Source organism: Streptomyces monticola, from assembly GCF_042665355.1.
Taxonomy (GTDB): Bacteria; Actinomycetota; Actinomycetes; order Streptomycetales; family Streptomycetaceae; genus Streptomyces; species Streptomyces monticola.
Genome location: NZ_JBHTCF010000014.1, coordinates 79,916 through 94,131 on the forward strand (window position 1 = coordinate 79,916; position 14,216 = coordinate 94,131).

Genomic DNA, 14,216 nt, shown 5'->3' on the forward strand with positions numbered 1-14,216 from the left:
GGCCGGGATGAAGTTCCACGGAGGAGTTCACATCCGCGGCTGGGCACTGCACCTGCCGCCGGATGTCTGCACGGCGGAGCAGGCGGTGGCGGAAGGGGTCGCCGAACCGGACGTACGGGAGGTGCACGGCTTCGAGTCGGTCGGTGTGAGCAAGCTGTCCGCGCCGGAGATGGCGGTCGACGCGGGCCTCACGGCGCTGGAGAAGGGCGGGGTTGCGGCGCGGAGCGTGCGCCTGGTCGTGCACGGCCATGTGGGCCACCAGGGGCAGGACTTCTGGTCTCCCGCGCACTATGTCGCGCGACACTGCGGGGCCGAGGAGGCGGAGGCCGTGGTGGTGCAGCAGCTGTGCAACGGCTCGGTGGCCGGGCTGTCGGCCGCGGCATGCCGGATGCTCGCCGATCCCTCGGTGGGACGCGCCTTGGTCACGACCGCGGACCGGTTCCCCGCGCCCGCCATCAACCGCTGGCGCAGCGACACCACCACTGTGCTGGGTGACGGGGCGACGGCTCTGCTGCTCGACGGTGAGGCCGGGGAGCTGGAGTTGCTCTCTTTGTGTACGGCTTCGGTGCCAGCTCTGGAGGAGATGCATCGCTGCGGCCGGCCCTTTACGGATGTGCCGTTCGAAGCCGGTGATCCGATGTCCACGCACAAGGCCAAGTCGCGTTGGCTGCAGCGTGAGGGCATGGCGGAGTTCGCCCGGATCTCATTGGCGTCGATGCGGCGTGTGCTGCGGCAGGCGATCGTGGAGGCCGGAGCGACACCTGACGATCCGCGGCTGCGGATCGTCACCTTGCCACGACTGAGCCAGAAGCTGCTGGCGGATGCCTACACGCCGGTGCTCGTCGAGCTGCCGCAGTGCAGATTCGTTCCGTACGGCAGCAGGACGGGGCATCTGGGGTGCGGCGATCTGGCCGCGAACGTGGCCGAGTTGCTGACGGACGATCATCTGGAGCCCGGTGGCATCGCCGTGATGCTGAGCGCCGGTGCCGGGTTCAGCTGGTCCTGCGTCTGCGTGCGGCGCAACCCGCCTCGGTAGCCCCGCAGGCGCCGCCGTACCGCCCAGAAGCGGCCGGGGAGGACGTACTCGTTCTCGCCGGCCGCTTCACTCATTCCCGATTCCCCCGAAATAGCCGACAGCAGGGTCCGTGTACATCACACCTGCACCTTTTCGCGTTCCTGCACGGCCCTATGGCGGATCCGCTCATTCCTCTTTTCTGCGCGTTCGGCCAATACGCTTCAGCACCCCTGTGATACGGCGTGCGCACTTCCCTGCCCGCCCCTTGAATCGCACTTGAGAATCCCTTGCCGCCCCTCCAAGAAACACCAGTTCAGCCCCCGACCCACCAAAATCGTTCGGGACCCTCGGATACGCTTTCTGTCGTACTGATCCCTGTGCAAGGATCCACACATTGAGCGTCCCGCAACAATCGGGCGGGCCCTGCCGGGTTAATGTTTCAGACCGGCAGGCAGCCTCATGACATTACGGGGGGACCATGGGCACAGATAGTGCTGTGCGCAAGGGAAATGGGGTCGACAGCCGGCTCTTGGGCGGTGATGACGGCTCGACGCGCATGACGAAGGCGGTGCGAGCGCTTGCGCTCACCCTCTTGTCGATCGCCGTCTGCGTGGCTTTGGCCAGCGCGTTCGGCGGACTGAGCGCCGCTCAGTTGGCCAGATTGCAAACCCCGGCGACCTGGCCCGCGCTCGCGCTTTCGGTGGTGGCCTATACGGCCGGCCTCACGGTTTCCATGTATTCATGGCGCGCATTGATCTGTGATACCGGTCCCGGGTTGACCGGCCGGCAGACGGCACGTCTCTACTTTGTCGGCATGATCAGCAAATTGATTCCCGGAAGGCTGTGGGGGGTGGTCGCGCACATACGTATGGGAAAACCCCTCGGCGTCAGCCCTGAGCGTGCCGTCGCCGCGTATTCCATCAGCATCATCGTGACCATTTCGGCGGGGTTCGCGGCCGGGGCGCTCCTGATTCCCGGCGCCTTGCATCTGCCCACCTTGCTCTCTTTCCTGCCGCTCATTCTTTGCGGCCTTTTCGTGCTGCGGCCGCAGTGGGTCAACCGGCTTGTGACGGTGGCGCTTCGGCTGTCTCGCAGGCCTCAGGTCACCCCGGCATCCACGGCCGCGGTGCGCCGGTCGCTGGCTCTCGCTGTGGTCTCCTGGCTGGCGATGGGCCTGCATCTCTGGGCCATCGCCGTGCTCCTGGGGGCCGACCCCGCGCCATCACTGCTCCCCTGTGTCAGCGGATTCGCCCTGGCCTCGGCCCTGGGAAGCCTCACTTTCGTGCTGCCCGACGGACTGGGAGCACGCGAGGTCGTCCTGATCGCGCCGCTGACCGCGGTCATGCCGCTGGCCGCCGCTTCCACGGCCGTCGTCGTCAGCAGGCTGGTCTGCCTCGTCAGTGAGGTGCTCAGTACGGCGGTCGTAGTTCTGGTCGCGCGCCCCGACGCTCCGCGCGCGCCTGCGGCTCCATAGGAACTGCCCGCCCCACCCGGACGGCTGCACGACCGGACCACCCGACAAAGGATATGTCATGACCGCGTCATCTCCTGCCTCATCGCAGAGAGCTTCAGAACGAACCTCAGCAGGAACTCCGGAAGGAACTTCGCGGCGAGCAGAGCCGCCCGGGGGCCGCCCTCCGACGGCCGCCGCCCGGTCAAAGCCCCCGCACCCACAGCCTGACGAGCCCCGCCCCGCGGGCCGCACCCGCCCGTCCCGCCGCTCACACCTTTGGGCCTACGTGCAGTTGATGCGTCCCGGCCAGTGGCCCAAGAACCTCATCGCCGTCCCCCTGGCCGCGGTCGGCTCCGCATCCTGGAGCCCCGGCATGCTCATCGATGTCGGCCGCGCCGTGGTCGTGTTCACCCTCGCCGCCGCCCTCGTGTATCTGTTCAACGACGTCCATGACCGGCATCGCGATCGGCTGCACCCGGTGAAGCGGCTGCGGCCCATCGCCGCCGGGACCGTCGGGATGCGCGGCGCCGCCACGCTCGCGGGCGTCCTCACCCTCCTCATGGCCCTAACCATGAGCACCGCCCCATTGCCGAGCTGGTGGCCCGTGCTGGCCTACATGGGCGTCAATCTCGCCTACAGCCGCGGCCTCAAGCACATCTCGCTGCTGGACGCCTTCCTCGTCGCGAGCGGCTTCGTCCTGCGCCTCTTCCAGGGCTACACCGCCATCGGCGAACACCCCTCCACCTGGCTGTCGTTGTGTGTCCTGACCGCCTGCCTCCTGCTGCTCCTGGGCAAACGACGCCACGAGCTGGCCGTCAGCGGGGCCGACCACCGCCCTTGCCTCTCCGGTTACTCGATGCCCCTGCTCGACCAGCTCCTCGTACTGGCCGCCGCACTCACGGCCGTGTCGTATCTGCTGTACCTGGAACACGACCTCAGGCTCGCCTCCGGAGCCACGGCCCTCGCGACCCTGTCGGTGCCGTGCGTCCTGTTCGGCCTGGCCAGATATCTGCAGGTCCTCATGGTCGAGCGAGGTGGCGGAAACCCCATGAGCACGCTGTTCCGCGACCGGGCGACGCTCGCCAACCTCACCGTCTGGACAGGCCTGTTCGGCACGGCGCTCGCCCTGACACACACCATCGCCTGATATGCGCTCGGATTCCCTCACCCCGTGGAAGGTACGGCTGGCCGTGGCAGCACCCCGCGAGCCGGCCTCCGAGCCGGGCGCACCGCGCCGACGGCCGCGCGTGGGGTTCGCACTGGCAGTCACCTGGCTCGCGTTCGTCCTGATCCACCTCGCCCTGACCGGACGGACCTGGCTCGGCAACGTCACCGATGTCGTTCCACCGCTGCTGTACGCGGTGGCACCGCTGGCCCTCCTGCTCGGCCTGCCGTGGACTGCCGGGCCGCGGCGCTGGACCGCGCTCGTCACCACGGCGGCCCTGGCCATCGGCCTGAGTGCAGAGGCAGGCGTGAACTGGCACGCCCTGACCGCACCGGCGCCACCCGCGCCGCCAGGCAGTGCCATGCGCGTGCTCGCCTGGAACACCCAGTACTGGGACCAGGACGACGACCCCGATGTGCTGTACCGCTATCTGCGGGCCCAGCGCGCCGACGTGTACCTCCTCCAGGAATATCTGCACTGGCCCGCACGGACACCACAGCGAATCGACCAACTCGCCGCCGTACGACGCGAGTTCCCCGGATTCCACATCGCTGTGCGGGGCGAACTCCTCACCCTGTCCCGCTTCCCCATCGTCCGCACCACCCCGCTGCGGGGCAGGGACCTGCCCGCGGATCCGAGCCCGTGGCCGGAGTTCTGGGCCGTGAAGGCGCTCCGCACCGATCTGCGCGTCCACGACCGGGAACTGTCCGTCTACAACCTGCACTGGGACACCCCCATCGGCGACTCCCGCAATCCGCTCAGCGCCGGATTCCATCGGCAGGTACAGGAACAGCACCAGCGGCGCGCGGCCCACCTGCGGGCTCTCACCCACGACCTCACCCGCAACCGTCGCCCCACGCTGGTCGCCGGGGACTTCAATTCCACCCCCGCGTCGGGCGACCTGCGGGAGATCCGCTCGCTGCTGAGCGACGCCACACCGGCCCAACGTGACCTGTTGCCCGCGTCGTTCAGGACCGACGGCCTCATCCCGGGCCTGTGGCGCCTCGACTGGGTCTTCACCGGCGGGGGTGTGCGCGTGCACCGCTACCGCTTCACCGACGCGCAGGGCCTGTCCGATCACGAGGCGCAGAGCCTAGTCGTGTCCCTGGCTCCCCATGGCGGCGGCTGACCTCGCCGCCCGCACGCCCACATCACCGACCCGACCCGACCAAGGAGTTCCGATACAGATGCCGGTCCATCGGCACTACGACCTCACCGTCGTACTCAACTACTACCTGCCGTACGTGAGTGGGCTCACGGAGACGGCACGCGAAATAGCCGAGGGGCTCGCGGCACGCGGTCACCGTGTCGCCGTCGTCGCCTGCCGGCACGACCGCTCGCTGCCGAGGCGCGAACGGCACGGCGGCGTCGACATCTACCGCAGCCCGGTCATCGGGCGGATCAGCAGGGGCCCGGTGAGCCCCGCGTTCGGCGCCCTCGTGGCCCGTCTCGCCCGGAACTCGCGGACCGTGCACCTGCATACACCGATGCTGGAGGCCGGCCTGCTGGCCCGGCTGTGCCCGGGCACACGCCTGGTGACGACGCATCACGCGGACCTCCTGCCGGGTTCCGGCCTGCTCGGAAGCACGGCCGTCCGCGCACTCGACGCATCGGCCGCGGCCGCGATGCGACGGTCATCCGCCGTGGTGGTCAACAGCCTGGAACAGGCCCGTCACTCGCGGCTCTGGCCCCACCTGCGCGAGCTGCCCCTCGTGCCGATCGCCGCACCCTGCCGGGACCGCAGCGGCGGCCGCCCCCGCTACCGGGAGGGGCCGGGGCTGCACATCGGCTACGCGGGCCGCATCCATCCCGAAAAGGGACTGGAGTATCTCGTCCGCGCATTCCGGCTCAGGGCGGCCCCGCACGACCGGCTGCTCCTCGCCGGTGACTACCTGACGGTCGCCGGCGGCAGCAATGTCGACGCCCTCCGCAAGGAGATCGCCGGGGACCCGCGTGTCGCGCTCCTCGGGCTCCTCGACCACCGGCGGATGTGTGACTTCTACGCGTCCATCGACGTGTTCGCCCTGCCCTCGATCACCGAGTCCTTCGGGATCGCGCAGACCGAGGCGATGATGTGCGGCATTCCGGCAGTCACCTCCGACGTGCCCGGTGGCCGCGTGCCCGTGACCGCCACGGGCTTCGGCAGACTCGTCCCTCCGCGCGACCCGGCCGCCATCGCGGAAGCCATCGCGGAAGTGGGCCGCCCCACCCCGCGCCAGCGCACGGCGGGCGCGGCCCGCGCCCGCGCCTTGTTCGGCCTCGACGGCTGCCTCGACGCGTACGAGAAGACGCTGGTGCGGCCCGAAGAGACACCCGGCCCTGCCGCAGCCGCCACGTCCGCCGCCACGCCGCAGTGCCGGCCGTGGTGCCACAACACACCTTCGACCAGGAGCAACCGATGAAGCACACCCCCCACTTGGACGGAACGACCGAGCCCGGCACACCGCCCGCATCCACGGCCGGCGTCACGGCGCACACCGCTCGCATAGCGGTGACAGGGGCGGCCGGCTTCCTGGGCTCTCGCCTGGTGAGGCGGCTGCTCGCCACGGGCCATGAGGTGAACGCCCTGGACATCCGGCCGGCCGCTCCGGACATCCGGCCGGCCGGCAACGCCCCTGCGGGCCTGCGATCGTTCACCGGGGACATCCGGGACCCGCACATCCTCACGCCCTTCATGGCGGACATGGACGCAGTGGTGCACTGCGCCACCGCGCTGCCTACCTACCCGGGCCCGCAGATCCGCTCCATCGTCGTGGACGGAACCCGAGCCGTCCTGGAGGCGGCACGAACCGCCGGAGTCCCCCGCGTGGTCCACCTGTCTTCCACGGCCGTGTACGGACTGCCCAAGAAGGTGCCGACCCCGGAGGACTACCCGCGGGTGCCCGCGGACGCCTACAGCGGCGCGAAACTGGCTGCGGAGCGGATCGCCGAGCGCTACCGGGCCCAGGGCATGTGTCTGCCTGTGCTGCGACCCAAGACCGTCGTCGGGCCAGGACGGCTCGGGCTGTTCGCCATGCTCTTCGAGTGGGCCGACGAGGGACGCAACTTCCCGCTCCTCGGCGGGGGTGACATCCGCAATCAGATGCTCGCCCTCGACGACCTCGTCGATGCCGTCTCGATGGTGCTCGCGGCTGCCCCCGAGGCCGCCAACGACACCTACAACATCGGCGCCCAACAGTTCGGCACCCTGCGCGAGGACTTCCAGAGCGTCCTTGACGCCGCCGGTCACGGAAAGCGGATCGTGTCCCTCCCGGCCCGGCCCACGGTGGCCGCGCTGCGGCTCCTGGACAGGGCCCACCTGTCTCCGGTCTACCGGCGCCTGCTGTTCAAGCTGCTCTCGGACTCGTACGCGGATGTCAGCAAGGCGCATGACCAGCTCGGTTTCCGCCCCAAGTGGTCGAACCAGGAAGCGATACTCCACTCCTACACATGGTGGCGGGAGCAGGGGCGCCACCATGGCCCCCGACCGGGCGGGGCCGGTGGGGGCCGGACGAGCAACGACGTATGGAAGCAGGGCGCGTTGGCACTGGCCAAGCGGTTCTTCTGACGGCGCCGCACACCCGCACGCCCGGCGTGGAATCGGCGCCGGATCACCTCCGCGCTCCCGGTGGACTGCCCGGGTTGGCGTCATTCGAGCCTGCGCGCCGCCGGCGAAACTGCCTGACGCGCGGAGTACCCACCGACACCATCGGCCTCCCCCGCCGATACAGCCCCAGGCGCGAACGCGCCGGGCACGGAACGGCGGCTGCGTGGCCTGGCCCCGGCAACTGGCCCCGGCCACACAGCCGTTGACGCCGACATCCGACACCCTCGGCCGGTGGGTCGCCAGCCTGGCATCAGGCCTGCGCGACGGCCTCCAGCGGACCGAGGGCAGCGGCCCGGCGGGCCGGGAGGGCACCCGCGAGGACGCAGATCCCGACGGAGGCCAGGCACACCAGGAGCAGTGTTCCCCAGGGCAGCGCCAGGGAGTACTGCTCCAGGGCGCCGTTGGCCAGGGCGCCGACCGTCCAGGCGCCGAACAGCCCTGCCGCCAGGCCCAGAAGTGTGCCGAACGCGGCGACCGTCACTGCCTCCAGGCGGATCATGCGGCGGATGCCCGCGCGGTCCATGCCCAGGGCGCGCAGCGCGCCGATCTCACGGGTGCGTTCCGCGACCGACATGGCGAGGGTGTTCATGATGCCGAGCGCGCTGATCAGGGCGCCGACAGCCAGCAGTCCGTACATGACGTTCAGCAGGTCGCCCATGACGCCGGCGGCCTCGTCGACGAGTGCCTGCCGGTCCTGGATCTTGACCAGCGGGCTGTGGCCCGTGGCGCTGCGCAGGCCGTCCTCGATGCGCTGCGCCGGTGTGCCGTCGTCGGTCTTGACGAGGATCCGCTGGACGGATCCGGGCAGGAAGCTGGCCTTCGCGACCTCGCTGCGGGCGCCGAGTACGTCGTGGGCGATGGGGTTGTCCTTGTAGACGCCCACGACGGTGTACGGGGTGAGGTCCCGGTTGCGGCCGATCCCGGCGTCGATGCGGTCGCCCGTGCTCACCCCGTGCTCGCGGGCGACGGTGCTGGAGAGGGCGATCCGGCCCGGCCCGATGTCCTTTGCGGAGCCGCTGACGAAGTCGAGCTTCATGACGTCGTCGACGGTCGCGGAGTCCACGCCGGAGATCTCCCGTGCGCCACCGCCGATGAACACGGCGGCGTCCGTGACCGGGCTCGCGGTGCGCACGCCGGGGGTGTCGGCGACCCGCTGCACGGAGGCCGGGTCGATGCCGGCGCCCGTGGTGACGCGGGAGCCGATCACGTAGTCGGCGCTGAGCCCGGCCGCGGCCTGACGGTCGAGGGCCTGCGCGGTGGAGTTGCCGATGACGGCGAGACCAGCGACCAGCGCGGTGCTGACGAGCAGGGTGGCGGCGGTGGCCCCGGTGCGCCGCGGGTCGCGCAGGGCGTTCTCCCGCGCGAGTCGGCCGGTGACCCCTGAGCGCCGCATGAGTCGCCCGGTCAGCCGGATCGCCGGGACGGCGAGGAGCGGAGCGAGGACGATCAGAGCAGCCATGAGCAGACCGCAGCCCAGCATCGCGGTTTGGAGGTTCTCGTCCGTGGCGCTCTCGGCGCCCATGAGCGAGACCAGCAGCCCGGCGCCGAGGACGAGCAGACCGAGGCCCGTCACGGCGCGAAGCTTCGAGGAGGAGTTGCGAGGCGGTTGTGCGGCTGTGCGCATCGCCTGGACCGGTGCGACCTTCGCCGCCCTGCGGGAAGGCAGCCAGGCGGCGAGCACGGTGACGCCCACGCCCACGGCGAGCGCCGCCACGACCGGGAGCGGCCCGATCGCCAGGGGGCCATGGGGCAGTGCGTGGCCACCCGCAGTCAGCAGGGACGGCAGCACCGACGCCACCCCGAGCCCGAGCAGAAAGCCCGCCGCCGAGGCGAGGAGGCCGACCAGCAGAGCCTCCACGAGGATGGAGCGTGACACCTGGCGGCGCGAGGCGCCGATCGCCCGCAGCAGCGCGATCTCACGGGAGCGTCTCGCCACGAGCATGGTGAAGGTGTTCACGATGAGGAACGAGCCGATGAACAGCGCGACTCCGGCGAAGACCATCGAGATCTTGGCGTGACCCCGGGCCAGGCCGTTGACGTAGACGGCGTTCTGCTCCGCTCGGGCGGCGCCTGTCACGGCCTCGGCCCGGTCACCCGGGAGCACATCGGTGACACGGCGTGCGAGCTCGTACTGGTCGGTGCCGGGTGCGGCGGACAGGTCGATCGCGCTGTAGTGGCCCGGGGCCGCGAACAGCTTCTGCGCGGTGGCCTTGTCGAACAGGGCGAGGGTGCCGGTGGTGGCCCGGGTGTCCTTGGTGGTGACGATGCCGACGAGCCGCTTGGTCATCACCGGGCCGTCGATGGCCAGCGTGATGGTGTCGCCGACGCGGAAGTGCCCGGCGTCGGCGGTTGCCCGGTCCACGGCGAGTTCACCGGCGTGCTCCGGGGCACGGCCCACGACCAGCGGGTAGCGGCTGTCCTTGCCGTGCGTGTCCGGCACGTAGGAGGCGGCGTGGTTCTTGCCCGTGTCGACGCGCAGGGGGCTGCCGTCCGTGGCGTTCAGGGCGGCGGTGCCGTCGGCCGACGGCCGTACGGAGGCGACTCCCGGCACGGCGGCCAGCTTGCGCGCGAGCGCGTCGTCGAGCACACCCTTCTTCGGGTCCGTGGGGCCGCCGGACGCGGACGGCTTCTCGCTGACGGTGACCGCGATGTCGGCGAAGTTCTTCGACGCGGCGGCGCGTTGGGCCGCGGCGGTGGAGTCGGCGAAGACGAGGGAGCCGCAGACGAAGGCGACACCGAGGGCGACCGCGAGCACGGTCATGAGCTGACGGGCCTTGTGCGCCAGGATATTGCGCACGGCAGTTTTCAACATGACGGTCTTTCCGGGGAGTTGGCGCGGGCAGGGCGGAGCAGGGCCGACGTGGCCCGGGTCAGCTGGTGTGGGCCCGGCCGTCGAAGGCCTTCATCCGGTCCAGGACCCGGTCCGCGGTGGGCCGCACCATCTCGTCCACCAGACGGCCGTCGGACAGGAAGACCACGCGGTCCGCGTACGCGGCGGCGACCGGGTCGTGCGTGACCATCACGACGGTCTGGCCGAACTCGCGTACCGAGTCCCGCAAGAAGCCCAGGACTTCGGCCCCCGAGCGGGAGTCGAGGTTTCCGGTGGGCTCGTCGGCGAAGACGATCGCGGGCCGCGAGACCAGGGCGCGCGCCACCGCGACGCGCTGCTGCTGCCCGCCGGACAGCTGCGCGGGCCGGTGCCCGAGGCGCTGGGAGAGCCCGACCATGGAGACCACCCGCTCCAGCCACTGCGCGTCCGGCCGCCGCCCGGCGATGGCCAGCGGCAGCGTGATGTTCTCCAGGGCCGACAGCGTCGGCAGCAGGTTGAACGCCTGGAAGACGAACCCGATCCGGTCCCGGCGCAGCCGGGTGAGCTGCCGGTCGCCCAGCGTGCCCAGCTCGGTCGTGCCCACACGCACCGAGCCCGAGCTGACCGAGTCGAGCCCCGCGGCACAGTGCATCAGGGTGGACTTGCCGCATCCGGACGGACCCATGATCGCGGTGAACTCGCCCTCGCGGAAGGTGATGCTCACCTGGTCCAGGGCGACGACCCGGGCGTCACCGCTGCCGTAGATCTTGGTCAGATCTGTGGCGACGGCGGCGATACCGGCCGACGTGCGGGATGCATGCGGGGCAAGGGAGTCGGTGGTCACTGAAAGGCTCCTCGTCGGTGCGGAAAGGCGCACTCGAAGAGTCTCCGGAGCATGTATCGGGGCCCTGGGCCGCGGCGTATCGATGGCCGCGTCACTTTGTAGCAGTTGTGCAGCAGGCGATACGACGGGGCGAGGGGCCGGGCCGGCAGGCGGTACGGCGGGACGTGAGGTCAGCCCGGCAGGCGCAGGGACCGGATCGCGCATCGAGGTCCCCGGCGGAGATCCGCCCCGCAGGCTCGGAGATCCGTCCCGCTGTCCCGGAGGCCCGTCCCGCCGTCGCGGAGACCCGGCGCAGCCTGCGGGCGAGCAGCCCGGACCATAGGTGGCGAGGAGTGCCGCCGCCGCGAGTGCGATCAGCGAGGCCAGGACCATGATCGCGTCGAGGTCTCTCAGCTTGTGCAGTGCGCTGCCCAGCGGAGCCTGGGGGGGTCACCAAAAGGCTCACTGCGCCCCGGTACGGCCGATGTGGCCGGTGCGGTCGTGGGTCAGGGGCGGGTGCGGGTGCGGGCCGCGAGCACGGCGATGTCGTCCTCGGCGGGCTCTGCGACGAGCTGGTCCAAGACGGCGTCGAGGATGGTCTCGAGGTCGTCGCGCGGGTTCAGGCGCAGCCGGGTCAGCCGGGCCAGCGACGTGTCGATGTCGTCGCTGCGGCGTTCGATCAGACCGTCGGTGTAGAGGAACAGGGTGCCGCCGGGCAGGCCGCTGCGGGTGAGGGTGTGATAGTCGCCGAGTCCGGTGCCCAGGGGAGGATCGGCGGGAATCGGCACGATCTCGCTCCGTCCCTCGGGCGTCAGGCGCCAGGGCGGCAGATGCCCGGCGTTGGCGTAGGTGATGGTGCCCGTGCGCGGGTCGCCCAGAGCCAGCAGACAAGTCGCGACGCGGTCGAAGCCGGACTCGGCGACCATACGGTCGGCATGGCGCAGGACCTCGCTCAGCGGGAGTTCAGCCGATGCCATGGCCCGTACCATCGAGCGATAGTGGCTCATCGCGACCGCGGCATCCACGCCATGGCCCATCACATCGCCGATGACCAGCAGATTGCGCCCCTGGGGCAGCGCCAGCGAGTCGAACCAGTCGCCGCCCACCAAGGCACTGTCGTGCGCGGGCAGATAGCGCGATGCCGTGTCCAACTCGGGGTGGGGAACGGGTGGTTCGCTCAGCAGGGCGCGCTGCAGCTCCAGCGCCATGGTCCGTTCGCGGGCGAACTCCACTGCCCGTCCAAGGGCTCGTGCCGCACGGGTGACCAACTCGCGTGCCACGGCGACGTCTTCGCTCGCGAACAGCGGCGAGGGCGCGCAGCGCACCATCGCCAGGATGCCGAGCGTGCGGGAGTCGGAGGTGAGCGGTACGAGCAGCGCGGAGTGGAAGCCGGCGGCGCGGTAGAGAGCCAGACGCCGCGCGTAGCGATGCCCGGGGTGCGCGGCGACGAGGTCCGGGTCGTCGGAGGTGAGGTCGTGCACCCACGGCTGCCCCTCCTCCAGGCAGCGGCGCAGCGGGGAGTCGGGGTCGTACTCCACGAGCCCACCCGCTTCGCCGAGTTCCTGCAGACATTCGGCCAACCGGGGCTGGGAGGCGAAGCCGGCCCGGCGCAGTCGCATCACCCCGGGCGGGACAGGACGCCGCGTTCCCGGCCGGTCTTCCAGGAACAGTTCGACCGATGCCGTGTCCGCGAGGCCTGGCACCACGAAGTCGGCCAGCTCGGTGCAGGTGGCGTCGACGTCGAGGGTGGTGCCGATGCGGGTGGCGGCGGTGTCGAGCAAGGCCATCCGGCGGTGCGAGCGCTCGAGTTCGTGCAGATACTGACGCGGCTCGGTGATCTCCAGACCGATCCCGGCGAGCCCCACGACGGTGCCGTGCTCGTCCTCGAGGCGATGGTAGGTGGCACGCCACTCCCGACGTCCGTACGTGGAACGGGCCCGGGTGCTCCCATGGACGACCAGTTCGCGCGGCCGGCCGTCGGCGAGCACTTGGCGCAGCACGTCGTCGGCGCGGTGCACGCCGGGCAGGATCTCGGTCAGCACGCGGCCCCGGTGGGCCTCGACGGGCAGACCGTTCATCCGGGCCATGTGCGGATTGACGTACAGATAGCGCAGCTGGGTGTCGAGCACGGCCACACCGGCCGCCGCGCCTTCGACGATCTGCCTCAGCACCCGGTACTCACGGCCCAGCGGTGACGTGGCCACGGCGCCCGCCGCCGCCAGCAGTGTCTCGGCGTGCTCGGAGAACAGAGACCGGGAAGCCGACACCTCGGGCCCCACAGCTCACCTCCTGCTCCGCGGGGTCAGCACCGCCTGCCCGCCCGTCCCGCAGGGACACCCCTCCCATGATCCGCTGGCCCGCGCCAGCGCGCATATCAGGAGGCCCTTCGCGGACCCGCGGACCCGCAGCCCCGCAGCCCCGCAGCCCCGCAGCCCCGCAGCCCCGCAGCCCCGCAGCCCCGCAGCCCCGCCCTGAGTATCTGTGCCGCGATGAGGCGTACGGCTCCGGTCGAGAGCGTTCGCAGGGGCCAGCGGGGAAACCGCCGGCGGCGCGGCAGCCGCGGCGGTCGCCCTGCTGGTCTCGACCGGGCGCTCCGCTCTGTCCCCGCAGGAACGCAGTGACTTTCACGGGTCCTTCACGGCACGGCACGGCACGGTCACCGTCGCTGCGATCGGACTGCGGACGCAGCGGTGATCTGCCGGGCAGCAGCACCCATTCGTTACGGGTCGAAGGGAAACGGGAACCGCTCCCGGCGCCCTGTCATGCCTTGCGGGTGAGATCCCACTTCTGGTTTTCCCTGTTGTTGCATGACCACTGGAGGACGGCGGCGTTGTCCGCCTTGCTGCCGCCCTGCACGTCGACACACTTCGTGCCGGAGAGGGGCTTGGCAAAGAGCTGCGTGTGCTTGAGCAGCAAAGGCTTGACGGCGAAGGTCTGGTTCGCCGCGCCGACGCAGGTGTATTGGGTGAGCTTCGCGCCCTTGGCTGTGCTGCCGCCGAGGACTGTGAGGCACTTGCCGCTGTTGACGTTACGCAGCACGGCGTCGGCCAGGGTGGCGGCCCCACCGCCGGCCATCTCGAGGCGCCATTGCTGGTTCTTGGCGCCCACGCACCGGTACTGATTGACGAGGGCGTTGTTGGCGTGGCTGGCGCCCAGAACAGTCAGGCACTTGCCGCTGTGGTTGGCCACCACGTACCGGGTGAGGTTGCCGGCCTGGGCCGAACTGGCGGTGCCTGGCGCGGATCGGCCCGGGGTGGATGGGCCCGGCGTGGAGGCAGCGGCCAGGCCCGAGAGCGCGGTGACCGCGGTGACGGCGGTAGCGGCTGCCACGATGCCCTGGAAGCCCTTACGGTTCAGTCCCATAC

10 protein-coding genes are annotated in these 14,216 nt (G+C 70.7%); 6 read left to right on the forward strand and 4 right to left on the reverse strand.

Annotated elements, in window-relative coordinates:
• The first annotated feature begins 7 nt into the window (after positions 1–7).
• The 6 genes from ACFQVC_RS28295 (at position 8) to ACFQVC_RS28320 (ending at position 7,180) form a co-directional block, all read left to right on the forward strand.
• Positions 8–1,036 carry a ketoacyl-ACP synthase III family protein gene (locus ACFQVC_RS28295; protein WP_381835818.1) on the forward strand — a complete coding sequence of 343 codons (1,029 nt, stop codon included), beginning with the start codon at positions 8–10 and terminating at the stop codon, positions 1,034–1,036.
• Between the two features lie 475 nt (positions 1,037–1,511).
• A complete protein-coding gene (locus ACFQVC_RS28300) occupies positions 1,512–2,489 on the forward strand; it encodes a lysylphosphatidylglycerol synthase domain-containing protein (RefSeq protein ID WP_381835820.1) in 978 nt (325 codons plus the stop codon).
• A 274-nt stretch (positions 2,490–2,763) separates the two neighbouring features.
• The gene (locus ACFQVC_RS28305) at positions 2,764–3,615 is read left to right on the forward strand and encodes a UbiA prenyltransferase family protein (RefSeq protein WP_381835822.1); all 852 of its coding nucleotides are present in this window, start codon (positions 2,764–2,766) and stop codon (positions 3,613–3,615) included.
• 43 nt (positions 3,616–3,658) lie between these two features.
• Entirely contained in the window at positions 3,659–4,762 is a 1,104-nt protein-coding gene (locus tag ACFQVC_RS28310) for an endonuclease/exonuclease/phosphatase family protein (RefSeq protein ID WP_381835824.1), read from the forward strand.
• A 58-nt stretch (positions 4,763–4,820) separates the two neighbouring features.
• A complete protein-coding gene (locus ACFQVC_RS28315) occupies positions 4,821–6,035 on the forward strand; it encodes a glycosyltransferase family 4 protein (protein WP_381835825.1) in 1,215 nt (404 codons plus the stop codon).
• Positions 6,032–7,180 (forward strand): NAD-dependent epimerase/dehydratase family protein, encoded by a 1,149-nt coding sequence (locus tag ACFQVC_RS28320; protein WP_381835827.1) that lies wholly within the window; start codon positions 6,032–6,034, stop codon positions 7,178–7,180. The genes ACFQVC_RS28315 and ACFQVC_RS28320 overlap by 4 nt, the downstream gene beginning before the upstream one ends.
• A 289-nt stretch (positions 7,181–7,469) precedes the next feature.
• On the opposite strand, the gene ACFQVC_RS28325 is transcribed toward ACFQVC_RS28320, so the two are convergent.
• The 4 genes from ACFQVC_RS28325 to ACFQVC_RS28340 form a co-directional block, all read right to left on the reverse strand.
• On the reverse strand, positions 7,470–10,031 hold the full coding sequence (locus tag ACFQVC_RS28325) for an ABC transporter permease (RefSeq protein WP_381835829.1): 2,562 nt from the start codon (positions 10,029–10,031) through the stop codon (positions 7,470–7,472).
• 58 nt (positions 10,032–10,089) lie between these two features.
• Entirely contained in the window at positions 10,090–10,872 is a 783-nt protein-coding gene (locus tag ACFQVC_RS28330) for an ABC transporter ATP-binding protein (RefSeq protein ID WP_381835831.1), read from the reverse strand.
• 485 nt (positions 10,873–11,357) lie between these two features.
• A complete protein-coding gene (locus ACFQVC_RS28335; protein WP_381835833.1) occupies positions 11,358–13,130 on the reverse strand; it encodes a SpoIIE family protein phosphatase in 1,773 nt (590 codons plus the stop codon).
• Between the two features lie 481 nt (positions 13,131–13,611).
• Positions 13,612–14,214 carry an RICIN domain-containing protein gene (locus tag ACFQVC_RS28340; RefSeq protein ID WP_381835835.1) on the reverse strand — a complete coding sequence of 201 codons (603 nt, stop codon included), beginning with the start codon at positions 14,212–14,214 and terminating at the stop codon, positions 13,612–13,614.
• Positions 14,215–14,216 lie beyond the last annotated feature (2 nt).

Coding starts and splice junctions, on each gene's coding strand:
- ACFQVC_RS28295 (WP_381835818.1), top strand. CDS start 8: ATGAAGTTCCACGGAGGAGTTCACATCCGCGGCTGGGCACTGCACCTG.
- ACFQVC_RS28320 (WP_381835827.1), top strand. CDS start 6,032: ATGAAGCACACCCCCCACTTGGACGGAACGACCGAGCCCGGCACACCG.
- ACFQVC_RS28325 (WP_381835829.1), bottom strand. CDS start 10,031: ATGTTGAAAACTGCCGTGCGCAATATCCTGGCGCACAAGGCCCGTCAG.
- ACFQVC_RS28340 (WP_381835835.1), bottom strand. CDS start 14,214: ATGGGACTGAACCGTAAGGGCTTCCAGGGCATCGTGGCAGCCGCTACC.
- ACFQVC_RS28315 (WP_381835825.1), top strand. CDS start 4,821: ATGCCGGTCCATCGGCACTACGACCTCACCGTCGTACTCAACTACTAC.
- ACFQVC_RS28305 (WP_381835822.1), top strand. CDS start 2,764: ATGCGTCCCGGCCAGTGGCCCAAGAACCTCATCGCCGTCCCCCTGGCC.